A 24,635-nucleotide genomic window follows, 5' to 3' on the forward strand; every position below is an offset into this window, starting at 1 on the left:
ATCGCGGGACACCCAGTTCGCCAGCCCCGCCTCGGACGGATGGCCCGGCACCGCGATCGTCCTCCTCAACGACATGCCATCCCGGAAATACAGATCGACCGCCCCGCGACGCTGCTCCTCGCCATACCTATCGGACTCCAATCCAGACGCCCACGCGTCCAACTTTTCGTCCGCACCCCCGAGCGTACGGTTCGCCGCACCGGCATCGCATCCATGTGGAAAACCGTACGCTGACGAACCGTAAGCGTACGGTTCGCCGTACCGGGATGGTTGTCGTGCGGCAAACCGTACTGTGACAGCTCGCAAGCGTACGTTCTGCCGCATAGGCACCGTGCGCATGCGACAAACCGTACGCTGAGCGGGGCGCATGCGGACTGTGCGGGCACTGTCCGCGCCAGGAGGGCGGCGGTGGCGAAGTCGGGATAGGGCGTGTCGAATGTGAACGGCGTTAATATGTTAACGACGTTCACATACGGAGGGCGTGCATGCCCTCCCGCATCACCCCATCACGTCAAAGGAGACCCATCATGACGGATGCGAAGGCCGCATACGCATACGGCACCGCCGACAACATCGCGCTGCTCGACCGCGAGACCCAGGAGCTCGTGAACTTCGGACGCCACTTCCCGGCCCCGAACGGCGGCTCGGCCTGGCTGGACTCCACCGGCCAGCCCGATCCCTCCCACGGCGTGGAGACCTGGATCACCAGCCGCATGGCCCATGTGTACACGCTCGGCCACCTCTACGGCATGGAAGGCTGCGAGGAGCTCGTGGACCGTGCCCTCGCCGGCCTGACCGGCCCGTTGCACGACGACGAACACGGCGGCTGGTACCCCGGCGTCGCCGAGGACGGCACCCCGGCCGAAGGCAAGGAGTGCTATGCCCACGCCTTCGTGATCCTGGCCGCCACCTCCGCCACACTCATCGGCCGCCCGGGCGCCAGGGAGCTGCTCGACGAGGCCCTGGCCACCTACGACCGCCACTTCTGGGACGAGGAGCGCGGCCTGGCGGTGGACACCTGGAACACCGCGTTCACCGTGTGTGACCCGTACCGCGGCCTCAACGCCAACATGCACACTGTCGAGGCCTTCCTCGCTGTGGCGGACGTGCTCGGCCGCGAGGACTACCGCGTGCGCGCCGGCCGCATCATCGACCATGTGATCGGCTGGGCCAAGGCCAACGAGTGGCGCATTCCCGAGCACTTCCACGAGGATTGGTCCCTCGACCTGGAGCGCAACCACGACAAGCCGGACGACCAGTTCAAGCCCTACGGCGCCACCCCCGGCCACGGCATCGAATGGTCGCGCCTGATCGCCCAGTGGGCGCTGTCCACCTACCCCGGCGAGGACAACGCGGCCTCCCGCAAGCCGTATGTGGACGCTGCCGAGGCGCTGTTCAACCGCGCCCTGAAGGACGCCTGGAACCGCAACGGCACCGTGGGTCTGGCCTACACCACCGACTGGCACGGCGAGCCCGTGGTCACCGACCGCATGCACTGGACGCTCGCCGAGGCCGTGAACGCCTCCGCCACGCTCGCCGCCGTGACTGGCAAGCAGGAGTACCGCGACTGGTACGCCACCTTCTGGCAGTACATCGACGAGTACCTCATCGACCACAAGCACGGCTCCTGGTTCCACCAGCTCAACCAGGACAACCAGGTGATCGGCACGGTGTGGCCGGGCAAGTCCGACCTCTACCACGCCACGCAGGCCACGCTCATCCCGCGCCTCGACCCGGCCGTCTCCGTGGCGCCGGCGCTCAAGGCCGATCTCTCCGTGCGCGCGGGTGAGCGCTGATGCCGGGCGCTCTTCCCCACGCCGGACGGGCCGACCTGCTCGCCCGCGTCGGCAGCGTGCAGCAGGCCGCCTACGCCCGCCCCATCGCCTACCAGGAGGGGCGGGCCCACGGGCTTGCGGCCGTCGAGGTCAAGAACGGGCCGATGCGCTTCGTGGCGATGGCGGACAAAGCCCTGGACGTCTCCCAGTTCGAATGGCGCGGCGAGAACCTGAGCTTCCTGGCCAAGCCGGGGCTCAACGGCCGCAACCAGTTCGACACGAACGGCGTCGAGGCGCAGCGTTCGATCATGGGCGGCCTGTTCTTCACCTGCGGCTTCGAGAACATCGGCGCCCCGGTGGCCACCGACGGCGCCGCCGGCCGCTACCCGGCCGGCGACTTCCCGATGCACGGGCGCATCCGCACCACGCCCGCCGAGCATGTGTGCTCCGACGCGCGCTGGGAGGGCGACGACTACGTGCTCGAGGTGTCCGGCGAGATGCGCGAATCCGCGTTGTTCGGCGAGAACCTCGTGCTGCGCCGCCGCATCCGCACCACGCTCGGCTCGCCCACGCTCACGGTCGAGGACGAGGTGACCAACGAGGCCTTCCGCGCCGAGCCGCTTATGTGGATGATGCACTGCAACATCGGCTGGCCGCTGCTGGACGAGGGCGCCGAGGTCATCATCCCCAGCCGCGCCGTGGAACCGCGCGACGTGGACGCCGAGGCCGACCTCGCCCACTGGGCCGAGATCGGCGCGCCCGAGGCGAACCGCCCGGAGGCCGTGTTCCTCCACACGCTCGCCGCTGACGCCGACGGCCGCAGCTTCGCGGCCGTGATCAACCGCACGCTCGGCCTCGGCCTGGTCATCGACTTCTCGGTGCGGGAGTTCCCGTACTTCATGGAATGGAAGTCGCTCGCCGCCGGCGACTATGTCGTCGGCCTGGAGCCGGCCAACTCCTCCGTGCGTGGGCGCACCTGGCACGAGGCGCGCGGCGACCTGCACCTCATCGAGCCGCAGGCGGTCGAACGCAAATCCCTGTCCTTCACCGTCGTGGAGGGGGAGGCCGCGCTCGCCGGCGTCATGGCGCGGCGGGACGCGCTGCTGCGCTGACGGGACGGGTGCGCGGCCCGAGGGCGGGCGGCATCCGTCCCGCGGCGGGCACGCGGCCCACGCCGTCGCATAACAAACCGGCCCGGGCCCATCCCCTCGGATGGACCCGGGCCGGTCGGCGTCATGGGAGGTCCGCACCCAGCGGGCCCGCCTGCGGGTCTAGCTGTCGGCTCACTTGCCGGCGGCGGCCAGGTAATCCGGCATCGTCTGCGGATACTCGGGCCACGCGCCCGCCTGCGTGCACACGAAGGCGGCGGTGTTCACGGCCGCGCGGTGGGCGGCGGCCAGCGGCTCGCCGCCCAGCAGATGCGCGGTGAGCGTGCCGGAGAAGGAATCGCCGGCGCCCACCGTGTCGTTCACCTGGACCTTCGGCGTGTCCACGCGGGAGACCTCGCCCTTCGCGGAGACGATCGTGGAGTAGTCGCTGCCCGCGGTGAGCACCACGTAGTCGAGGCCGTAGCGGTCGAGGAACCACTGGGCGGCGTCGGTGTCGGAGCCGGCGGGGATGTCGAACATGCCGCGCAGCATCTCCACCTCCTCGTCGTTCACCTTGAACACGGTGGCCGCGGTGAGCAGTTCGTCGATGAGCTGCTTGGAATAGAAGTCGCCGCGCAGGTTGATGTCGAAGAACTTCATCGCGCCCGGCTTGGTGTGCTTGAGCAGTTCCAGGATGGTGGCATGCGTCTCGGGGGAGCGGAACGCCAGCGTGCCGAAGCACACCGCGTCCGCCTGCGCCACCGTGTCGATGAGCTGGCGGGTGTAGAGCAGGTGGTCCCACGCCACGTTCTCGACGATCGTGTACTGCGGGATGCCGTTCCTCAGCTCCACCTCCACGGTGGAGGTGGGCCACGCGTTGCGCTGGATGATGGTGTTGATGCCGGCCTTCTCGGCCTCGGCCACCAGCTCCTCGCCGAGCTCGTCCTCGCCGACGGCGCTGACGGCCCAGCCCTCGCAGCCGTTCTTCATCGCGTGGTAGGCGAAGTTGACGGGGGCGCCGCCGGCGCGTTTGCCGGTGGGGAGCATATCCCAGAGCAGTTCGCCGAGGGCGCAGACGATGGGCTTGGTCATGGTGTGGTTCCTTTCAGGGTGGGGTTCCGTTTCGTTGCGGACAGGTTGTCGGTTGTGGCCGGCCGGGGCTGGGTTGGCGGGGTAGCCGGGGTCAGGTGAGGTCGAGGAACGCCGAGGGACGCTCCAGGAAGCGGGTGATTGCGATGGCGCCGGCGCCGAGCACGGCCGCGTCGGTCGGCAGGGCGGAGGCCGTCACCTCGGTGGCCTGCGTCACCTCGGCGATCACGCGCTCGTCCATCACCTCGCGCGCCGCCTCGAGCAGCAGGGGGCCGGCCTCGGCCACGATGTCGCCGATGACGATGCGCGACGGGTTGAAGGCGTTCGCGATGATGACGAGGCCATAGCCGACCGCGTGGCCGACCTCGCGCACCAGGCCGCGGGCGCGCGCGTCGCCCTCCTGGGCGAGCGCGAACAGCGCGCGGCAGGCCTGGGCGTGGGACATGGCCGCCGAGCCTTCGACGATGCCGGCGTCATCGACCATCGCATGGATGGCGGGGGTGGAGCAGTAGCGCTCCAGGCAGCCGCGGTTGCCGCAGTCGCAGGGGCGCCCGTTCACGTCGATGGAGATGTGGCCGACCTCGGTGGCCGTGCCCTGCGCGCCGTTGACGAGGCGGCCGTGGTCCACGACGCCCAGGCCGACGCCCTCGCCGAGCAGGTAGTAGGCGAGGCAGGTGTCGTCGGCGGCGGTTGCGGTGGTGACTGTGGCGACCGCGGGGGAGGCGCCGAACAGCGTCTGGGCGAGGGCGCCGGCGCGGGCATCCTGTTCGATGAACACGGGCGCCGGGAATGCACCGGAGAACTCGTCGAGGAAGTTCACCGTGCGCCAGCCTTGCATCGTGGAGACCAGGGCCGTGCGGCCCACCTCGCGCAGATAGGGGCCGGGCACCGCCATGCCCACCGCGACGATGCGCGGATCGCGTTCGATGAGCCCGGCGACGGTGCGGCGCACCTCACCGACGGTACGTGGTACCGTCTCATCCGTGACGGGCGGCAGGGTCTCCAGGGCCAGCCGGGTGCCGTTGAGGTCAAAGACGCCCACCTGCACCAGGCTGCGGGCGAATTTCACGCCGATCACATGGAAGGCGTCGGCGGCGAGCTCCAGACCGATGGCGCGGCGGTTGCGCCCGCCGGGGGCGCCGGTCTCGCGGATGACGCCGGCCTCGATGAGCCGGGCGGTGATCTTGGTGACCGCCGCCGGGGTGAGGCCCAACGCCTTCGCGATCTGCGCGCGCGAGCAGACGCCGTGGCGGTGCAGATGCGTGAGGATGCGCGAGCGGTTCGTTTCGGAGACGTCGGCCTGCGACGCCACTCGCGAGGTGGTGCGATCCGCCATGGCCTGCTCCTTTACGTGCCGCGGCCGGATGGGATTCCGGGCCTCGTCATTGAATGTGAACGCTGTTAATATTAACGCGGTTAATTATCGATTGCAACCGATGGTGGCGGCGTGTCGGCGTTGGCGGTGGCGACGTTAGTGACGTTGGTGACGTTAGCGTTGGCTGTGGTGGCGGCAGTAGTGGTGGTGGCTGCGTCAGCGGTGGTGGTTGCATCGGCTGTGCCGGCGTCCAATCTGGCTACCTATGGGGAGTCTAGTTGCTCGCTGTGGGGTTGCCAACGGGCAGTTGCGCTCCCTATGGGGAGCGTGTTTGGACGCTACCGGGGTGTCAGCGTCCAGTTGTGCTCCCCGTGGGGAGACTATTGGCCCGCGTGTGGGCTGTCAGCGTCCATTCTTGCTCCCCGTGGGTAGCAGGTTCGGACGCTGGGAGGCCGCTGGCGTCCAGTTTGGATCCCCATGGGTAGCTGGATTGGACGTTGGGGGCTTGTCAGCGTCCAGTTGTGCTCCCCATGGGTAGTTGGATTGGACGCTGGCGGCTCTTCGCATTGTCGTGTGTGCGCGTGGTCGCCGGGGTGTTGTTTCCGGGAGCTTGGAGGTGTTCCCGATGTGCGTCCGCCGCACCGGCATCACACGCATGCGGCGAACCGTACTCTTACGCGCCGTCACAGTACGGTTTGCCGCAGTCCCGCGGTGCCTATGCGGCAAACCGTACGCTGAGCGGGCGTAAGGGTACGGTTTGCCGTGCGAGAATCGCCCAGGGCTTCCGCGGCATCACCGGCCACATCCAACGGAGCCCGCTACACGCAGGAGACCTACGCCAACACGTCCAGAAACGACTCACACCCCTCGCGCACAGCAATGCGAAGAACTGTTTTGGCTTGAACGCTCCACCAGACACGTCCCGGCGACGCAATGGCGTCATGGTGTGGCGTGGCCGCTCCGCTGAGCACGCCCCGGCGACGCAGCGGCGCCATGGTGCGATGGGCTCTTCGCTCCTCCGGAAACAACACCCCGGCGACCACGCGCACACACGACAATGCGAAGAGCCACGTTGGACGACTGTCTGCGTCCAGTTTGGCTCCCCATGGGTAGCAGGTTCGGACGCTGGGGTGGCGCCGGCGTCCAGTTGGTATGCTGGGCGGCGTCAATCGCAAGGAGGCACACACATGGACGCAAACACTCGCATCCCGGAATGGGAAACGGAAGCTGGGAATGCTGGCCGTGATGGGGACGTCGGGACTGCAGAGAGCGTCGGAGTCGCGGAGAAAGGCGGAGCCACAGGCGGTGGCATGGGATTCGAAGGTATGGAGGCAATGGCAGCCGCCGGTCCGGCGGCGGACGATGCCCGCTACCTGGCTTTGGAGATGGCGGACGACCCGGGCATGGCACTCGCCCGGCTCATCGGATTGCCGGACGAGGCCATCGCGCGGCTTGGCGACGCGGACCTTGGCCGGGTGAATGGCCTGGCCTCGCTTATGGATGGGCTGGCGGTACCCGCCACGGCGAAGGCCGCGTGGGCCACGCTCAAGCAGGCTGTGGACCCCGACCCGGACGGTTGGCGCATGCTGCGTGCGATGCTGGCCGCCGCCGCCACCCGCACCGCCGCGGGGTACCGGCGCGACGGCATCGGATGGAACGTCTTCCTCGCTACGATGGGAGCGTTCGCCCGCTTCACCGGCGAAAGCGTGCCCCGGCACGGCCGCCTCCTCTTCGATCGCGATTTCTGGACTTGGCGTCAGCTGGCGGGCACGCTCGTGCGTCTTGGCTCGCTCGAGTATGAGCATGCGACCGTGGCCATCGGCGGGGTGCCGTCCGAAACCGGCCTCGGCGAGGCCATCAATGTGCATATCCCCTCGGACGCCAGCCTTGCCGCCGTGGATATGGATGCCTCGCTCGCCGCCTGGGATGCCTTCGCAGCCAGGTATCGTCCGCAATGGCGTGGACTGCCGCTGGTTTGCGAAAGCTGGCTGCTCAGTCCGGTGCTGCCGGAGTTGCTGACGGAAGATAGTCACATCCTCGCGTTCCAGCGGCGCTTCGACTTGATCGCCGACCGTCCGGACGCTCCCGATTGGCGTGAATGGATCTTCGATACGAATCCGGCACCGGTCACCGACCTGCCCGAGCGCACCGGTCTGCAGTGCGCGGCCAAGCGTCATCTGCTCGCCGGCGGCATGATCGGCGTGGGCATCGGCGTACTGCGCCGCTGACCGGCGGTGTGTGCGAGAGAGCCGGTTTGCCCTGCAGCGCCTGCATTCAGCATCAGGCCGGTCTTGTTCAACCGTTTCTGCGGTTTCGTATCTTCGCATGGCAGACGCCGTGTGATCGGTAGGGGCGCCGAACATGCGGGATGATGCCGGCCTTGGAGAGGTCCATCGATGTGCGGATTCCCTCGGATGCCAGCCTCGCCGCCGTGGATGCGGGCAGTTTCGCAGGCGCAGGGGGTCACATGCTGGAATAAAGTAATTTAGTAAAGGCGTGCGATTGTGTGCCAGTCCGTGCAGACGGCCGGTGTGCTGAAGGCTGCGAGACACGCCCAAGGAACCTTGGAATAACAACGTTTGTCATGCATTGCGAGCTGGATTGGACAAGTGTGGTCAGTCGCGCTATAGTGCAACTAAAGCGATTTAGTTCATGTCGCTACCCCGTCGAAGACGAGGGGACAACAGGAATAACAATTCCCGGTTGGGCAACGAGGCTACCCAGGGCCTTGGCGCCTAGAGGAAAGGAAGATCATGAACACTGTGAAGAAGATCGTGGCCGTGGCCGGCGCCGCCGCCATGCTCGCTTCCGTCGCCGCCTGCGGGTCCGGCAGCGACACCGCCGGTGGGGACACCAAGGAGATCTCGTTCCAGACCTGGAACCTCAAGAACGAGAAGTACACGCCGTACTTCGAGGGCCTGATCAAGGAGTACGAGAAGGACCATCCGGATGTCAAGATCAAGTGGATGGACCAGCCGTCCGATGGCTACGAGGACAAGCTGAGCACCCAGGCCGCCTCCGGCGAGCTGCCGGACATCGTCGACGGCGGTGCCTCCATCCTGTACAGCCTGGCCAAGGCCGGCGCGCTGCTCAACCTGTCCAAGGAAGTCCCTGATGCCGAGGGTGACTACTACGAGGGCGCCTGGGGCGGCGCGACCATGACGGGCAACGGCATCGAGGAAGGCGCCTACGGCTTCCCGTGGTACGTCAACGACGGCCCGACCTATTGGAACAAGAGCCTCATGCAGCAGTGCGGCCTCGATCCGAACCACGTGCCCACCACGTGGGACGAGTGGTTCGCCGCCGGTAAGACCATCACCCAGAACTGCGACGGCATCTACCTGGGCACCACCATGGGCTACAACGCCGAGGACCTGGTGACCGCCGGCGCCACGTTCATGAACAAGGACCATTCCAAGTACACGTTCAACGACGAAGCCGGCGTCGAGCAGCTGGAGAAGTTCGTCGAGTCCTACAAGGAGGGAGCCATCCCGCCGGAGGCCCTCGACGCTTCCTGGAGCCAGGCGGGCGACCTGTTCCAGCGCGGCAACCTCGTGGCCATGGCTGGTTCCGCCTACTCCGCCGCGGGCTTCAAGCAGAACGCCCCCGAGCTGTACAAGAACCTGACCGTGGGCCCGCGCATCACTAACGACGGCCGTTCCGCCTCCGTGAGCTACGAGCTGCTGGGCATCTCCTCGCAGTCCAAGCATCCGGACGAGGCCATCGACTTCGCCCGCTTCGTGACCAATGCGAAGAACCAGGTCGAGTTCGCCAAGCAGGCCTCCGTGTTCCCGTCCGCCAAGGGTGGTCTTGAGGATGCGTACTACCAGGACATCGACGACTCCACGCTGGAGGGCCAGGCCCTGAAGATCACGCTCGAGCAGGTGAAGACCGGCTACTCCTCGCGTCCGGCCGAGTTCACCGACGCCAACGGCTACAAGTACTTCCAGCAGCAGATCGCGCTGGCCATGCAGGGCAAGCAGACCGCCAAGGAAGCGCTGGACAAGACCGTTCAGTTCGCTAACGAGAGGCTGTCCAAGTGACGCATGCGGCACAAGCCGCGACCAGGCCGGAGGCCGTCAAGGCCTCCGGCCGGCCTGAACCCACGAACGACCGACGCGGCGGGAAGAAGAACCATCGCGGTGCCTTGACGGTTATCGCCCCCTACCTGTTCGTGCTTCCCGCATTCCTGGTTGTCTTTGTGTTCGTGGTGCTTGCGGCGCTCAACACCTTCAGGCTTGCCTTCACGGATTCCACGCTGCTGCGTCCCGGCAAATTCGTCGGAATCGCCAACTTCGTGGAGCTCTTCCATGACGAGTACTTCCTGACCGCACTGCTCAACTCCACGTTGTACGTGGTGTGCGTCGTGCCGTTCATGGTCATCCTGCCGCTTATCCTGGCCAATCTGGTCAAGGGCAATGGCAGGATCATGGGATTCTTCCGCACGGCGTTCTACATGCCGGTGGTCATGTCGGCCGTGGTCGTGGGCATGATCTGGACCAACCTGCTGGATTCGCAGGGCCTGATCAACTCCATCCTCAAGACGCTGCACATCGTCAAGGAATCGATCCCGTTCCTCACCGACCGCTGGCTGCTGCTGTTCAGCGCCATGTTCGTCACCATCTGGCTCGGCCTGGGCTACTACATGGTGATCTACCTGACCGCGCTGGCGAACATCGACGAGTCCCTCTACGAGGCCGCCGCCCTCGACGGCGCCGGCCCGGTGCGCCAGTTCGTCTCCGTGACGATGCCCGGCGTGCGTTCCACGATGATCCTCATCATGATGCTATCGACCATCGCCGCGTTCCGTGTGTTCAACGAGGTGTACGTGCTGACCAACGGCACGGCCGGCCCCGGCGGCATGGACATGACGATGTCGATGCTCATCAAGCAGGAAGGCACCGGCATCCAGGCGCGCACCGGCTACGCCAGCGCGATCTCGCTGGTGGTGCTCGTCATCGTTGGCACCATGCTCATCATCCAGCAAATCATCCAGAAGAAGACGGAGGAGTGATGGCTGCCCTACATCGTAAGCGGATCACCGTCGGCAAGGTGCTCCAGTACCTTGTCCTCCTGCTGGTGTTCCTCCTGCTGGTCGGTCCCTTCGTCTGGGAGATCTCCCTGTCGCTCAAGGGCTCCGGGGACAACGTGTACGCCGTGCCCCCATACCTGGTGCCGAAGACCCCGACGCTCGACAACTACAAGCGCGTGTTCGACCAGGTGCCGGTCTTCCACTACATGCTCAACTCGCTGATCGTGGCCTGCATCTCCATCGTCGGCAACATCGCGCTGTCCACGATGGCCGGCTACGCCCTGGGCCGCCTCAAGTGGCGGGGCCGCGGCTTCGTGTTCGCCCTGTTCATGGGCACGATGGTCATCCCGCTGGAAGGCGTCATGATCTCCCAGTTCCTGATCATCAAGGGCATGGGACTGCAGAACACGCTGCTCGCCTGCGCCCTGCCCGGCCTGGTCGGCGCCATCAACATCCTGCTGATGACCAACGCATTCAAGTCCATCCCGATGGAACTCGAGGAGGCCGCCATGGTCGACGGCGCCAACCTGTGGCAGCGCTTCTGGCGCATCTGCGTGCCGCAGGTCAAGGGCACGATGACCGTCGTGGGTATCTTCGCCTTCGTCGGCGCGTGGAACGACTTCCTGTGGCCGTTGATCGCCATCTCGGACGAGAAGAACTACACGCTGACGCTGGGCATGAACAGGCTCAAGGGCATGTTCATCCAGGATCCGCGACTCATCGCCGCCGGCGCGCTGGTCTCCCTGATCCCGATCATCATCTTCTTCTGCTGCTTCCAGCGGTACTTCTTCCGCGGTTTGGAGCAGGGCGGCCTCAAGGGCTGAGAAAGGAGCACGCATATGCGTTTCGGAGTCAACTACACCCCGTCGGATGGCTGGTTCCATTTCTGGCTCGATCCCCACTGGGACTCCGTGGAGCGTGATCTCGCGCAGATTGCCGACCTGGGCATGGACCACGTCAGGATCTTCCCGCTGTGGCCGGTGCTGCAGCCGAACCGCACCTGGATCAACCGCAAGGGTCTCGAGGACGTGCGCCGCATGGTGCGCATCGCCGGCGAGCACGGCCTCGACGCCACGGTCGACGTGCTGCAGGGGCACCTGTCGAGCTTCGACTTTGTGCCCAGCTGGCTGGTCTCCTGGCACGAGACCAGCATGTTCGCCGATCCCGACGCCGTGGCCGCCCAGGCCAAGCTCGTCGAGGCGCTGTACGACGCGCTCGAGGACGAGCCCAACTTCAAGGGCCTGACCCTGGGCAACGAGTGCAACCAGTTCACCGACCGCACCCACCCGCGCCGCATGCCCGCCACCACGGAGCAGATCGGCGACTGGCTGACCACGCTCACCGACACCGTCCGCCAGCGCGCCCACGAATCCGGCCGCATCCTCGTGCACAGCGAGAACGATGCCGTCTGGTACGCGGACGGGCACGCCTTCGTGCCCCGGCAGGCGGCCAACATCGGCGACATGAGCGTCATCCACTCGTGGGTGTTCAACGGCACGGCCCAGCACTACGGCGGCATGTCCGAGCAGAGCGTGCGCCACGGCCAGTATCTGGTGGAGCTGGCCCACGCCTTCGCGTCCGACCCGTCCCGCCAGGTCTGGCTGCAGGAGATCGGCGCCCCCGGCAACGTGATCGACCCCGAGGACACCGTCGCCTTCTGCACCCGCGCCGTCGAATCCGCGCTCGAATGCCCGGGCCTGTACGGCATCACTTGGTGGTGCTCGCACGACGTGAACCATGCCATGGGTGACTTCCCGCCCTTCGAACATGACCTCGGCCTGTTCGACGAGCACGGCGAGCTCAAGCCCATCGGCCGCGAGTTCGGCCGCCTCGCGGCCGAACACCGCGACGATGAGCCCGCCGTCCGCCAGGACGGCGTGGCCGTGGTCGTGCCCGTGGACGAGGCCGGCGACCCGACCCTGCGCGGCGCCTGCTCGCCCGGCGGATCGATTTTCGACGCTTGGATGGACCTGGCTGCGGCAGGCCGACGCCCCGCCATCGTCACCTCCGCCACGGCGGACGATCCCACGGCCCTCGCCGCCCGGGGCATCAGCGAGACCATCGCCCCCGAGCCGAAGGCCGGACGCGCCTACAGCGCCGTGTCCGACCCCTCCCTGGAGGCCGCGATGGCACAGTGAGAGTGGCGCCCGTGCCATTCCGCGCCATCCCGCGGCATTTCCGCGGCATTTCCGCGATCCGCCCGCCGGCATTGCGCCTGACGGGCGGATCGTCGTCTCCGGCTTCCGTGGCCGGGCCCCAACGACATCATGAAAGGACCATCCGGCATGAACGCTGAACATCAGGACGGCACCGCCGCCGCCATCGACAGACTCGTCGCATCGATGAGCCTGACGGAGAAAGTCGGCCAGCTCAACCAGCGGTTGCTGGGATGGAAAGCCGTCGAACGGCGCGACGGCAGACTGGTCGTCACCGACGTGCTCAAACGGGAGATTGATCGCTGGGACGGCATCGGCGTGCTGTACGGCCTGTTCCGTGCCGACCCGTGGTCGGGGCGCCACTGGGGCAACGGCATCCTGCCGCAGGAACGGGCGGAAGCCTATGCGCTGGTGCAGGACGCCGTGCTCGAGCGCGGCGCGCACGGCATCGGCGCGCTCCTCAGCGAGGAAGCGCCCCACGGCCATCAGGCGTTGGGCGGCACCGCGCTGCCCACCAACCTGGCGTTGGGCGCGACCTTCGACCCGGACACCGTGCGCGAGGCGGAGCGGGCGGTGGCCGCTGAGCTGGCCGCCAGCGGCGTGCATGTGGCGCTGGTCTCCGGCCTGGACATCGCACGCGACCCACGCTGGGGCCGGTGTGAGGAATGCTTCGGCGAGGATCCGCTCATGGCGGCGCGCATGTGCGAAGCCATCGTGACCGGTATGCAGGGGGAGGGCCGCTCGCTGATCGGCCATGGCGGCGTGGCCGTGGTGCTCAAGCACCTTGCCGCGCAAGGCGAGGCCGTCGGCGGACGCAACGGCCAGTCCGCCGTCCTGGGCGCGCATGATCTGCGCGAGATCCACCTGCCGCCGGTGGAAGCCGGCGTCAAGGCCGGTGCGTGGGGGTTCATGGCCGCGTACAACGACATCGATTCGCTGCCCTGCTGCGCCAACCCGTGGCTGCTCCAGGAGTATCTGCGTGGCGAGCTTGGCTTCGACGGCATCGTGATGGCCGATGGTCTGGCCGTGGACCGGCTGGAGCCCATGGCCGGGTCGATCCCGGGCGCGGGCCGTGCCGCGCTGTTGGCCGGAGTGGACGTCTCGTTGTGGGACGAGGGCTTCGCCACATTGGACAGCCAAGGCGACGACGAGGCGGTGGTTGCGGCGATCGACCGCTCGTTGCGGCGGGTGCTTGCGCTCAAAGCGCGGTTCGGCCTGCTGCCCGGCGTCGCCGATGCGACGCCGGAGCAGCCGTCGCAGGCCCGTCCCCGGATCGTGCTGCCTGACGCGCGCCAGCTCGGCCAAGCGGTCGAGCGCACCCGGCGGCTGTCACGCCGGCTGGCACAGGAATGTCTCACGATGCTCAAGGGACAGGAACGGTTGGACGAGGTGCGCGGGCGGCTGGCCGACGGAACCGCCGGTCCGGTGCTAGTGGTCGGTCCTTTCGCCGATGACGTGGCGTGTTTCCTCGGCGACTACACGGCGCCGCTGCCGGCCGACGAGCGACGCGGCGTGGCCGCGCTGCTCGCCGACCGGCTCGGCCAGCGGCGCGTGGTGGTCAGCGGCGACGGCAGCGACGTGCCCGAGGATCTGTGGCGGCATGCGGCGGCCGTGGTGGCTGTGGTCGGCGGAACCAGCGAGCGCAGCTACGACAGCGCTTTCGAGGACAACGGCGCCGCCGCGGCGGTGGCGGAGCACGGCGCCACCTGTGGCGAGGGCGTGGATCTGGCGGATGTCACGCTGCCGTGGGGGCAGGATGCGCTGGTGGCACACCTGCGTGCGGCGACGGATGCGCCGCTGGTCACCGTGGCGGTGTGCGGGCGCGCCCATGTGCTGCGCGCCGTCGAATCGTGCTCCGACATCCTGCTGTGGGCGGGGTATGCCGGTCCGTACGGTCCGCATGCGGTGGTCGAGGCGTTGACCGCCGATGTTCCGGTTCCGGGACGGTTGCCGGTAACGCTGCCGGCGTTCCCGGGAGCGGTGCCGGTGCGGTATAACGACCGGCAGAGCGCCAGCGGGGTCTATCGGGACGCGGAGGTCCCGGTGCTCCACCCGTTCTCGTACGGACAGGGCGCGCTGCGTGGCGTCGCCTTGCGGGCGTGGTCGGCGCGCGTCGAAGGCGACCACGTGCTGGTCCGCTACACGCTGGCGTGCGGGGATACTCCCGCGGAAGGCTCGCTGGAGCTGTTCGCCCGGCGTGTCGGCGGCGGTCACCGCGTGCCACGGCTGGCCCAGCTGGTCGGTTCCATGCGGTGTTCGCTGGCCTCGGGCACGACAGCTGACGGTGAGATGGCCGTGCCATCGTCCATGCTGATGGACGATGGCGATGTCTCCGTGCGGGTGCTCCTGTGGCTTGGCCTAGACGAGTCGCAGCGGCACGAGGTGACGTTGGACGCGTCGGACGGGGGAATGCATCGATGAACTACAGTGGATGGCATTCCAGCCAGAGGAACTGACACGCGCAGCGGCCGCTGCATGGAGGAACAGCGAGGTATCGACATGGATGATGGACGACAGGGAGGTGCGGCACATCAAGCGCATGCCAAAGTCGGGTTGCGTGACATCGCCGAGGCGCTGGGCATCTCGCAGACGGCGGTGTCGTTCGCGATGAACGATAAGCCGGGCGTCTCGGAGGAGACCAAGCGTAACGTCAAGGCGATGGCGCGGAAACTCGGCTGGACGCCCACCTATGCGGCGCAGGCGTTGAGCTCCTCCAAAACCATGACGGTCGGCTTCGCACCGTCGCGCTCCGCGGACGACTACCAGACGGAATCCTTCATGCTGCACTTCATGGCCGGCGCCCAGCTGGCGCTGAGCCGCAAAGGCTACGGCCTGCTGTTCAGCCCGTGCACCTCCTTGGAGGAAGAGATGCAGGTGTACCGCGACTGGGCCAAACGCAAGCGCGTGGACGCCGTGATCCTGGTCGACCTGCGCGCCAACGACCCCAGGCCCCGTCTGGTGCGCGACCTGGGCATGACCGCGGTGCTGGCCGGCGGACCCGACCCGGATGACATCGTCCCCTCCCTGTCGATCGACGACTCCACGACCATGGATTCGGTGCTGGTGCACTTGAGCCTGCTCGGCCACCAACGCATCGCCTACCTGTCCGGCGACCCGAACCTCGACTACTGCATGGAGCGTACGAAGGCCTTCGAATCCTTCACCTCCACCCGTGGCATGGGACCGCTGTGGGTGGAGTTCACCGACTTCGACGTGAACAAGGCCGTGTCCATCACCCAGCGGCTGCTGGCCGAGGAGGAACCGCCCACGGCGTTCATCTTCGAAAGCGAGACGCTGGCGGCGGCCAGCATCCGCGTGATCACGGAGGTCCGCATCCGGCAATCGCAGCTGCCGGGCAACGCCCGGGGCCTCGCATACCCGTATAACATGCCGGCCACCGTGAGCTTCGAGGACAGCTTCATCTGCGAAAGCCTGTATCCCTCGGTCACCGCCGTGCACCGCGACGCCGGCGAATACGGCACGCTGGTGGCCAAGCTGCTGCTCAAAAGCCTGGCGGGGCGCCGTGTGACGGGAAACCGCAAGATCCTGACCCCGCAGCTGGTGATCCGCGAAAGCACGCGGATGGCTTCGGCGAACTAGCGGAGCCGGCATGACGTCGGGTCGGATGCGGCGGACCTGCGGGCCGGGCGCGTCGCGTGACACGCCGCGTTCCGGCGTGCGCGGAGGGTTTCGGTCGACTATACTGTCCGCTAAAGCGGTTTAGTAAGTCCCGGTGGGAAGTCGGACGGCGTGGTCCGCGGGCTTCCCGCCGGGAGCCGTTCCGGTCAACGAATACTGCAAGGGAAACGCATGTTCCTGAACATCGACCAGCAATTGGAGCGCTGCACCCGCGTCATCCGCCAGCGCGTCCGTCCCCACATCCATCCCTCGGTCGGCCAGCTGACGGTGGAGGCCTTCGACATCCCCGGCGAGCCGATGCCGGTGCCGGAGTTCTTCGCCAAGCTCGGCCGCGGCGAGATCGACTTCGCCCCGTTCACGCTCGGCTCGCCCTGGGGCACCACCTGGGGCACCACGTGGTTCCGCCTGACCGGCCGCGTGCCCGAGGGCTATCCGCGCGGCCGCGCGCTGGAGCTGATCCTCGACCTGGGCTGGTACGACCACTCGGTCGGCGGCCACATCGAAGGCATGGTGTACCGCCCCGACGGCACCGTGATCAAGGCCGTGCATCCGCGCAACTACTGGGTGCCGTTCATCGACGCCGACGGCACGCGTCACACCGCCATCGCCGCCGACGGCACGTTCACCGTGTACCTGGAGGCCGCCTGCAACCCGCTGCTGCTCGGCGTCATCCCGTTCATCGAGACCGAGCTGGGCGAATGCGCCACCGGCAAGCCGGAGGAGCAGTACGTGTTCCGCTCGGCCGACCTGACGGAATACGACGAACGCTTCGAGGATTACTGGCTGGACCTCGACACCGTGCAGGGCCTCATGAACGACATGACGGACAAGCAGTCCGCCCGCTACTTCCAACTGGCCAAGGCCCTGCAGCGCTCGCTCAACGCCTTCGACGAGCAGCGCCTCGACACCGTTGAACAGGCGCGCGCCGAACTGGCGGGCGTGCTCGCCAAGCCGGCCAACGCCTCGGCCATGCGCATCAGCGCCGTCGGCCACGCGCACATCGACTCCGCTTGGCTGTGGCCGGTGCGCGAGACCCGCCGCAAGGTGGCTCGCACCGTCTCCAATGCGCTCGCCCTCATGGACGAGAACCCGGAGTTCAAGTACGCGATGAGTTCCGCCCAGCAGTACGCCTGGCTGGAGCAGGACCGCCCCGAGCTGTTCGCGCGCATGAAGGCGCGCATCGCCGAGGGCCGGTTCATCCCGGTGGGCGGCATGTGGGTCGAATCCGACGGCAACCTGCCCGACGGCGAGTCCCTGATCCGCCAGATCTCCTACGGCCGCCGCTATTTCAAGGAGAAGCTCGGCGTGGAACCGCGCGGCATCTGGCTGCCGGACAGCTTCGGCTACACCGGCGCCTGGCCGCAGATCGCCCGGCGTGCCGGCTACGACTGGTTCCTCACGCAGAAGATCTCCTGGAACGACACCACCAAGTTCCCCCACCACTCCTTCCTGTGGGAGGGCCTGGACGGCACGCGCATCCTCACGCACTTCCCGCCCTCGGACACCTACGCGGCATGGGTCACCACCAAGGAGATGACCTACACCGAGCACAACTTCCAAGACAAGGACCTCTCCGACCGCGCCCTCATGCTCTTCGGCTACGGTGACGGCGGCGGCGGCCCCACGCGCGAGATGCTCGGCAGCCTGCGCCGCTTCCGCAGCGTGGAGGGCCTGCCGAAGGTGGAGATCGAATCCCCGGACGCCTTCTTCGACGCCGCCCGCCGCCAGATCGTGGACGAGGCCGGCGAGGAGGCGCCCGTCTGGCACGGCGAGCTGTACCTGGAGCTCCACCGCGGCACGCTCACCGCCCAGCAGGAGATGAAGCGCGGCTGCCGCGAGGAGGAATCGCTGCTGCGCACCGTCGAATACCTGTGCGCCGCCGCCACGATCGCCGCACCGGGCGCGTACGCGTACCCGGCGCAGGAGCTCGACCGCATCTGGACGACGCTGCTGCTCAACCAGTTCCACGACATCCTGCCCGGTTCCGCCATCGCCTGGGTGCACCGCGAGGCCCGCGCCGACTACGCCCGCGACCTCAAGCGCCTCAAGGAGATCGCCCAGGAGGCGTGCGCCGCCCTGCGCGCCGCCGACCCGACGGCCGACCTGCTGCCGGAGGCCGCCATCGCCCAGTACCGGGCCGACGGCGCCGCGTGGCGTCCGGCGCCGGTCCGGGCCGCCGCCTCCGACGCGGCCGCGGCGCCCGCCACCGCCACCAGGCAGGACGACGGTCGCGTCACGCTGTCGAACGGACTGATGACCGCGGTCGTCGAGCCGGACGGCACCGTCTCCTCGCTGACGGACGACGTGCGCGGCCGCGAGCTCGTCGCGGCCGGCATGCGCCTTAACGCGTACGAGCTGCTCAAGGACGAACCCTCCGTCTGGGACGCGTGGGACATCGAACGCGACGCGCTGCTGTGCCACGAGACCATCGGCGGAGGCCAGGTCACCGGCGTCACCGCCGACGGGACCGGCGCGCACGTCACCGTCCGCACGGCGTTCGGCTCCAGCGTGATCGACACGACGATCACGCTCGCCCCCGGCGCCCGCAGCCTCGGCTTCGCCGCCCGCGTGGACTGGCGGGAGAAGGAACGCTTCCTCAAGGTCGCCTTCCCGATCGCCGTGGCGGCCGCGCAGGCCCAGTACGACTGCCAGTACGGCCTGGTCGAGCGTCCGGTCGCGAAGAACACGCGCTCCGACGAGGCCAAGTACGAAAGCTGCACGCGCCGCTTCGTGCGGATCAACGAGCCCGGCTACTCGGTGGCCGTGGCCAACGGTTCGATCTACGGCTCCGACGTGTCGCCGATCGTCGCCGACACGGCCGCTGGGCGCACGCCCGGCACGCTGTTCCGCCTGTCGCTGCTGTCCGCGCCGGTGTTCCCCGATCCGCGCACCGACATCGGCACGCACGAGTTCCGCTGGTCCGTGGTCGCCGACGCGACGATCGAGCGCACGATGGCGGCGGCCACCGCGCTCAACGCGCCGACGCTGCGCGACGTGCCTGCCATCGCGCCGCTCGCCTCGCTCGACGTGGCCGAGGGCATGCCGGTCATCGACTGGATCAAGCTGGCCGACGATGGCTCCGGGGACCTCATCGTGCGCGTGTACGAGGCGGCCGGCGGACGCGCCGAGGCCACGCTGATGGTGTGCGACGCCTTCGCCGGCGGCACTGTGCGCGAAACCGGCGTCACGGAGAGCGACGACCTCGCGGCCGACCTGCCGGTGAGCCTGGAGACGCGTGGCGCGCTGCCCGCCCAGGGCGCGCGCCTCCGCCTGGCCCCGTTCCAGCTGGCCACGCTGCGCATCGCGCGCTGACCCGGCCTGGTCCCGTCCGCCCCATGCGGCAAACCGTACGCTTACGTCCCGTAGGCGTACGGTTTGCCGTATGGGTATGGTTCCTGTGCGGCGAACCGTACTCTGACGCGCGCTCACAGTACGGTTTGTCGCATGGGCATCGTTACGATGCGGCGAACCGTACTCTGACTGCTCGTAAGCGTACGGTTTGCCGCATGGGTATAGGCAGAAGCTGCCCGGGGGCGGCGTGTGAGGACGGAGCTTCGTCTATAATGCCAGCTAAAGCGGTTTAGTAAGTCCCGCTTCGGAAGTCGGACGGCGTGGTCCTCGGGCTTTCCGGCGGGAGCCGTTCCATCGACAATGATCACAAGGAAACCCATGTTCCTGATTCCCGAACAGCAGCTGTCGCGCTGTGACCGCGTCATGCAGCAGCGTCTGGAGCCGTATATCCACGAGGTGCTGGATCACTGCTCGCTGCGCGCCTGCGCCAACCCCGGCGAACCCGAGCCGTCCGCCGACTTCCTCGCCCGCGTGCGCGCCGGCGGGGTCGAGTTCACCGACTTCGCCGTGCCCGGCGAGTGGGGCACCACCTGGGGCACCACCTGGTTCGAGGTCACCGGCCGGATCGACCTTCAGCGCGCCCGCGGCCGCCGCGTGGAGCTTATGGTCAACCTGGGCTGGATGCACTACCGCGGCCCCGGCTTCCAGGCCGAGGGCCTGGCCTACCGCGCGGACGGCACCGCCATCAAAACCGCGAATCCCCGCAACTCGTGGATCCCGCTGGTCGCCGCCGACGGCACGCCCAACGTGGACCTGGCCGAGGACGGCACCTTCACCATCTACATCGAGGCCGCGGCCAACCCCTTCGTGGAGGGCCCGACCCCGTTCTCCCAGACCGAGCTGGGCGAATGCGCCGACGGCAAGCCGATCGGCTACGTCCTCAGCCAGATGGACGTGTGCGCGTTCAACGAGGACATGTTCGGCTACTACATGGATCTGGAGACCGTCTCCTCGCTCATGCGCGAGCTCAAGGACGACGACCCCCGCTACTGGCAGCTCGCCAAGGCGCTGCAGCGCTCGCTCAACGCCTACGAGGAGCGCCGGCCCGACACCGTGGCCCAGGCCCGCCAGGCCCTGGCCGGCGTGCTGGCCGAGCCCGCCGCCTCCAGCGCGATCCGGCACATCGCCGTCGGCCACGCGCACATCGACTCCGCGTGGCTGTGGCCGGTGCGCGAGACCCGCCGCAAGGTGGCCCGCACCGTGGCCAATGTGCTGGCCCTGATGGACGAGGACCCGAAGTTCACGTACGCGATGAGCTCCGCCCAGCAGTACGAGTGGCTCGAGGCCGAGCATCCGGACCTGTTCGCGCGCATGAAGCGGCGCATCGCCGAGGGCCGGTTCATTCCGGTGGGCGGCATGTGGGTCGAGTCCGACAACATGATCCCCACCGGCGAGTCGCTGGTGCGCCAGATCACCTTCGGCACCCGTTATTTCAAGGAGCATCTGGGTGTCACCCCGCGCGGCATCTGGCTGCCGGACAGCTTCGGCTACTCGGGCGCCTGGCCGCAGATCGCCCGCCGCGCCGGCTTCGTGTGGTTCCTCACGCAGAAGATCTCCTGGAACGACGTGACGAAGTTCCCGCACCACTCCTTCGAATGGGAGGGCATCGACGGCACGCCGATCCTCACCCACTTCCCGCCGTCGGACACGTACTGCTCGTCCATGAGCATGCACGAGGTGCAGTACTCGCAGCGCAACTTCCTGGACAAGGACCTCTCGCGCAACGCGATCCTGCTCTACGGTTGGGGCGATGGCGGCGGCGGCCCCACGCGCGAGATGACCGCGCGCATCCGCCGCGACCGTGACCTAGCCGGCTCGCCAAAGGTGGACTTCGGCACGCCCGACGAGCTGTTCGGCCGCGTGCGCCAGGACATCGTGGACGACGCCCAGGGCGAGACCCCGGTGTTCCAGGGCGAGCTGTACCTGGAGCTGCACCGCGCCACGCTCACCGCCCAGCAGGACATGAAGCGCGGCTGCCGCCAGGAGGAGGCGATGCTGCGCGCCGCCGAGTACCTGTGCGCCGCGGCCACGGTGAAGGCGCCCGGCTACGCCTACCCGCGCGAGGAGCTCGACCGCATCTGGAAGACGCTGCTGCTCAACCAGTTCCACGACATCCTGCCCGGTTCAGCTATCGCCTGGGTGCACCGCCAGGCCCGCGAGGAATACGCGCGCGACATCGCCCGGCTGCGCCAGATCGCCGCCGACGCCGCGCACGCCATCGCCCAGGCGACCGGCGCCGCCGACGTGGCCGACGCGCAGATCACCCCATACGCCGCCGACTCCGCCGAAGCCTGGGCCGTGCGCGCCGCCTCGGCCGTCGCCGTGCCCGCCGGCCAGCCGGCCGTGCGCGTGGCGCGCGGCGAGGACGGCACGACCGTCCTCGACAACGGCCGCCTGCGCGTCCGCGTCGAGCCGACCGGCTTCGTCACCTCGATGGTCGACCTCAATGCCGGCCGTGAGCTCGTGCCCGCCGGCACCGCCCTGGGCCGCTACGAGCTGCTCACCGACGAACCCTTCCAATGGGACGCCTGGGACATCCAGCGCGACGCCTTCCTCACCGCCACCGGCCTCGACTCCTCCGAGGTCACCGGCGTGGAGGCCGGCGCGGACGGCTCCGTCACCGTCTCGGTGGCGGCCAAGGCCGAGGGCGTCGGCATCGCCACCCGCATCACGCTGCGTCCGGGCGCCGCCAGCCTCGACTTCGCCGCCGACGTGGACTGGCACACCGAGGAGCAGTTCCTCAAGGTGGACGTGCCGGTCACCGTGCAGGCCCTCAACGCCCAGTACGAGTGCCAGTACGGCATCGTCGAGCGTCCGATCCAGAAGAACACCAAGTCCGACGAGGCCAAGTTCGAAAGCTGCACGCACCGCTTCGTGCGCGTGGCCGACGCCGCCTACGCGGTGGCGGTGGCCAACGCCAGCACCTACGGCTCCGACGTGGCCCCGCTGCGCGGCGACGCCCCCGCGGGCGCCGGCCGCGGCACGATGATCCGCCTGTCGCTGCTGTCCGCGCCGCTGTACCCGGATCCGCGCACCGACCAGGGCGAGCACTCCTTCGCCTGGAGCGTCGTGGCCGGCGCCGGCGTGTCCGAGACGCTGGCCGAGGCCAACCGCCTCAACACGCCCGTCCTGGCCGAGGTCCCGGCCTTCGAGCCGCTGGTGCGCCTGGAGCGCACCGAGGGCGTGCCGGTGCTCGATTGGATCAAGGTGGCCGACGACGGCTCCGGCGACATCGTCGTCCGCATCTACGAGGCCGCCGGCGGCACCGCCACGGCGACGCTCGCCGTGTGCGGGGAGCTGGCCGGCGCCACCGTGCGCGAGGTCACTGTGCTGGAGGAGGACGGCCTCGACGCCGACCTGACCCGCGCGCTCGCCGCCGACGGGCCGCAGGCCGCTGCCGGCGCCGAGCTCACGCTGGCCCCGTTCCAGCTGGCCACGCTGCGCATCAGCCGCTGACCGACCCACCGCGGCGCGTGGACGGCGGCGCCCGGCATTTCCACGCCGGGCGCCGCCCCCACGCGCCGCGGCCGCATATCATCCCCGCGAACCCATCCCGACGAACGAAAGACACTTTCCATGCAGTACGAGACCATCCCCGCCTCGGTCCAGGCGTTCATGGACCGCATCACCGCGCTGTGCGGCGAGGAGCACGCCGACTGGGCGCGCAACTTCAACGCGTGCTTCGCCAACACGCTGACCACCACCGTGCGCCGCCACGAGGACGGCACGACCTTCGTGCTCACCGGCGACATCCCCGCCATGTGGCTGCGCGACTCCACCGCGCAGGTGCGGCCCTACCTGGCCATCGCCGGCGACGACCCCGACCTGGCGGACATGATCGCCGGTCTGGTGCGCCTGCAGTTGCGTTACATCGGCATCGACGCCTACGCCAACGCGTTCAACGAGGAGCCCAACGGGCACACCTGGGATCCGAACGACCGCTCCGACTTCTCCAGCCCGTGGCTGTGGGAGCGCAAATACGAGCTCGACTCGCTGTGCTACCCGCTGCAGCTGGCCTGGCTGCTGTACGCCAACACCGGGCGCACCGACCACTTCGACGCCGCCTTCGCCGCCGGCGTCAAGCGCATCCTCGACGTCATCGAAACCGAGCAGGACCATGCCGCGCGATCGCCGTACTTCTTCGTGCGCGACTGCGACATCCCCACCGAGTCGCTGGCCGACGACGGCAAGGGCACCCCGGTGGCCGTCACCGGCATGACCTGGTCCGGCTTCCGCCCCAGCGACGACGCGTGCACCTACCATTACCTGGTGCCGGCGAATATGTTCGCCGTCGTCGTGCTCGGCTACGTGGAGCGCATCTTCACCGAGGTGACGCCGGACGCCGACCTCGCCGCGCGCGCCGGGCGGCTGGTCGGCGAGATCCGCGAAGGCATCGAGACGCACGCCCGCGTGAGGAACGCGGCGGGGGAGCCGATCTACGCCTACGAGGTGGACGGCCTGGGCCATGCGCTCGTCATGGACGACGCCAACGTGCCCAGCCTGCTGGCCGCCCCCTACCTCGGCTACTGCGCGGCGGACGACCCGACCTACCAGGCCACGCGGCGCACGCTGCTCAGCCCGGAGAACCCGTTCTACTACGCGGGCGAGCACACGGCCGGCATCGGCTCGCCGCACACGCCGCCGCGCTACGTGTGGCCGATCGCGCGCAGCATCGAAGGCCTGACCTCCTCCAGCCGGCAGGAGAAGGCCGCGATCCTGGACAACCTCGTCGCCATCGACGCGGGCACGAACCTCATGCACGAGGGCGTGTGCGTGGACGACCCGACGCAGTACACGCGCGAATGGTTCTCGTGGTCCAACATGATGTTCTGCGAGCTGGTGATGGACTACTTCGGCATCCGCGTCAAGCGCTGACCGGTCGGCCGGCTGGTTGGTTGGCCGGTCGGTTGGCCCGCCAGCCAACGGAATGTGGCCCGCCTGTGTGTTCGGCACATGGGCGGGCCACGGCGTTTCCGCCGCGGCGTGAGCGGCACAGCGGCGGCATGGTGTGGCGTGGGTGCTTTGCCGGGTTCCTGTCAGCAGCGACGGGGGTATAGCAAAGAACCCCGCGCGGTGGCGGGGTCTTGGGTGGTGGCTCCGAGCGGCATCGATCCGCTGACCTAACGATTTTCAGTCGTTCGCTCTACCAACTGAGCTACAGAGCCATGAACAGTTGAAAAAACCCGGATG

14 protein-coding genes and 1 tRNA gene are annotated in these 24,635 nt (G+C 68.3%); 12 read left to right on the forward strand and 3 right to left on the reverse strand.

Going from position 1 to position 24,635, the window contains the following annotated elements:
- Positions 1 to 527: 527 nt before the first annotated feature.
- A complete protein-coding gene (locus tag H7U32_RS08365) occupies positions 528 to 1,796 on the forward strand; it encodes an AGE family epimerase/isomerase (protein ID WP_204469620.1) in 1,269 nt (422 codons plus the stop codon).
- Entirely contained in the window at positions 1,796 to 2,887 is a 1,092-nt protein-coding gene (locus tag H7U32_RS08370; protein WP_204469621.1) for an aldose 1-epimerase family protein, read from the forward strand. Before H7U32_RS08365 ends, H7U32_RS08370 begins: the two co-directional genes overlap by 1 nt.
- 171 nt (positions 2,888 to 3,058) lie before the next feature.
- Here H7U32_RS08370 and H7U32_RS08375 read toward each other — a convergent pair whose 3' ends face one another.
- On the reverse strand, positions 3,059 to 3,955 hold the full coding sequence (locus H7U32_RS08375) for a carbohydrate kinase family protein (protein WP_204469622.1): 897 nt from the start codon (positions 3,953 to 3,955) through the stop codon (positions 3,059 to 3,061).
- Positions 3,956 to 4,046: 91 nt separating this feature from the next.
- A complete protein-coding gene (locus H7U32_RS08380; RefSeq protein WP_204469623.1) occupies positions 4,047 to 5,288 on the reverse strand; it encodes an ROK family transcriptional regulator in 1,242 nt (413 codons plus the stop codon).
- Positions 5,289 to 6,592: 1,304 nt separating this feature from the next.
- On the opposite strand from H7U32_RS08380, the gene H7U32_RS08385 reads away from it, so the two are divergent.
- The 10 genes from H7U32_RS08385 (at position 6,593) to H7U32_RS08430 (ending at position 24,320) form a co-directional block, all read left to right on the forward strand.
- On the forward strand, positions 6,593 to 7,495 hold the full coding sequence (locus H7U32_RS08385) for an acyltransferase domain-containing protein (protein ID WP_204469624.1): 903 nt from the start codon (positions 6,593 to 6,595) through the stop codon (positions 7,493 to 7,495).
- Between the two features lie 525 nt (positions 7,496 to 8,020).
- Complete coding sequence (locus H7U32_RS08390) at positions 8,021 to 9,310, forward strand: ABC transporter substrate-binding protein (protein WP_204469625.1); 1,290 nt, start codon at positions 8,021 to 8,023, stop codon at positions 9,308 to 9,310.
- On the forward strand, positions 9,307 to 10,281 hold the full coding sequence (locus H7U32_RS08395; protein ID WP_204469626.1) for a carbohydrate ABC transporter permease: 975 nt from the start codon (positions 9,307 to 9,309) through the stop codon (positions 10,279 to 10,281). Before H7U32_RS08390 ends, H7U32_RS08395 begins: the two co-directional genes overlap by 4 nt.
- Entirely contained in the window at positions 10,281 to 11,123 is an 843-nt protein-coding gene (locus H7U32_RS08400) for a carbohydrate ABC transporter permease (protein WP_204469627.1), read from the forward strand. Before H7U32_RS08395 ends, H7U32_RS08400 begins: the two co-directional genes overlap by 1 nt.
- A 15-nt stretch (positions 11,124 to 11,138) precedes the next feature.
- Positions 11,139 to 12,437 (forward strand): glycoside hydrolase 5 family protein, encoded by a 1,299-nt coding sequence (locus H7U32_RS08405; RefSeq protein ID WP_204469628.1) that lies wholly within the window; start codon positions 11,139 to 11,141, stop codon positions 12,435 to 12,437.
- 147 nt (positions 12,438 to 12,584) lie between these two features.
- Positions 12,585 to 14,876 carry a glycoside hydrolase family 3 protein gene (locus tag H7U32_RS08410; RefSeq protein WP_204469629.1) on the forward strand — a complete coding sequence of 764 codons (2,292 nt, stop codon included), beginning with the start codon at positions 12,585 to 12,587 and terminating at the stop codon, positions 14,874 to 14,876.
- A gap of 78 nt (positions 14,877 to 14,954) precedes the next feature.
- Positions 14,955 to 16,055, forward strand: coding sequence for a LacI family DNA-binding transcriptional regulator (locus H7U32_RS08415; RefSeq protein ID WP_204469630.1), 1,101 nt, complete (start codon positions 14,955 to 14,957; stop codon positions 16,053 to 16,055).
- Positions 16,056 to 16,265: 210 nt separating this feature from the next.
- Entirely contained in the window at positions 16,266 to 19,406 is a 3,141-nt protein-coding gene (locus tag H7U32_RS08420) for an alpha-mannosidase (protein WP_204469631.1), read from the forward strand.
- 357 nt (positions 19,407 to 19,763) lie between these two features.
- Positions 19,764 to 22,901: an alpha-mannosidase gene (locus H7U32_RS08425; protein WP_204469632.1), complete on the forward strand. Its 3,138-nt coding sequence runs from the start codon at positions 19,764 to 19,766 to the stop codon at positions 22,899 to 22,901.
- Positions 22,902 to 23,021: 120 nt separating this feature from the next.
- Positions 23,022 to 24,320 carry a glycoside hydrolase family 125 protein gene (locus H7U32_RS08430; protein WP_204469633.1) on the forward strand — a complete coding sequence of 433 codons (1,299 nt, stop codon included), beginning with the start codon at positions 23,022 to 23,024 and terminating at the stop codon, positions 24,318 to 24,320.
- Between the two features lie 214 nt (positions 24,321 to 24,534).
- On the opposite strand, the gene H7U32_RS08435 is transcribed toward H7U32_RS08430, so the two are convergent.
- A tRNA-Phe gene (locus H7U32_RS08435) sits at positions 24,535 to 24,610 on the reverse strand.
- Positions 24,611 to 24,635: the final 25 nt, after the last annotated feature.

This window comes from Bifidobacterium pullorum subsp. saeculare (genome assembly GCF_016899725.1).
Classification (GTDB): Bacteria; Actinomycetota; Actinomycetes; order Actinomycetales; family Bifidobacteriaceae; genus Bifidobacterium; species Bifidobacterium pullorum_C.

Coding starts and splice junctions, on each gene's coding strand:
- H7U32_RS08410 (WP_204469629.1), top strand. CDS start 12,585: ATGAACGCTGAACATCAGGACGGCACCGCCGCCGCCATCGACAGACTC.
- H7U32_RS08365 (WP_204469620.1), top strand. CDS start 528: ATGACGGATGCGAAGGCCGCATACGCATACGGCACCGCCGACAACATC.
- H7U32_RS08370 (WP_204469621.1), top strand. CDS start 1,796: ATGCCGGGCGCTCTTCCCCACGCCGGACGGGCCGACCTGCTCGCCCGC.
- H7U32_RS08385 (WP_204469624.1), top strand. CDS start 6,593: ATGGAGGCAATGGCAGCCGCCGGTCCGGCGGCGGACGATGCCCGCTAC.
- H7U32_RS08425 (WP_204469632.1), top strand. CDS start 19,764: ATGTTCCTGATTCCCGAACAGCAGCTGTCGCGCTGTGACCGCGTCATG.
- H7U32_RS08430 (WP_204469633.1), top strand. CDS start 23,022: ATGCAGTACGAGACCATCCCCGCCTCGGTCCAGGCGTTCATGGACCGC.
- H7U32_RS08390 (WP_204469625.1), top strand. CDS start 8,021: ATGAACACTGTGAAGAAGATCGTGGCCGTGGCCGGCGCCGCCGCCATG.
- H7U32_RS08375 (WP_204469622.1), bottom strand. CDS start 3,955: ATGACCAAGCCCATCGTCTGCGCCCTCGGCGAACTGCTCTGGGATATG.
- H7U32_RS08400 (WP_204469627.1), top strand. CDS start 10,281: ATGGCTGCCCTACATCGTAAGCGGATCACCGTCGGCAAGGTGCTCCAG.
- H7U32_RS08380 (WP_204469623.1), bottom strand. CDS start 5,288: ATGGCGGATCGCACCACCTCGCGAGTGGCGTCGCAGGCCGACGTCTCC.
- H7U32_RS08405 (WP_204469628.1), top strand. CDS start 11,139: ATGCGTTTCGGAGTCAACTACACCCCGTCGGATGGCTGGTTCCATTTC.
- H7U32_RS08415 (WP_204469630.1), top strand. CDS start 14,955: ATGGATGATGGACGACAGGGAGGTGCGGCACATCAAGCGCATGCCAAA.
- H7U32_RS08420 (WP_204469631.1), top strand. CDS start 16,266: ATGTTCCTGAACATCGACCAGCAATTGGAGCGCTGCACCCGCGTCATC.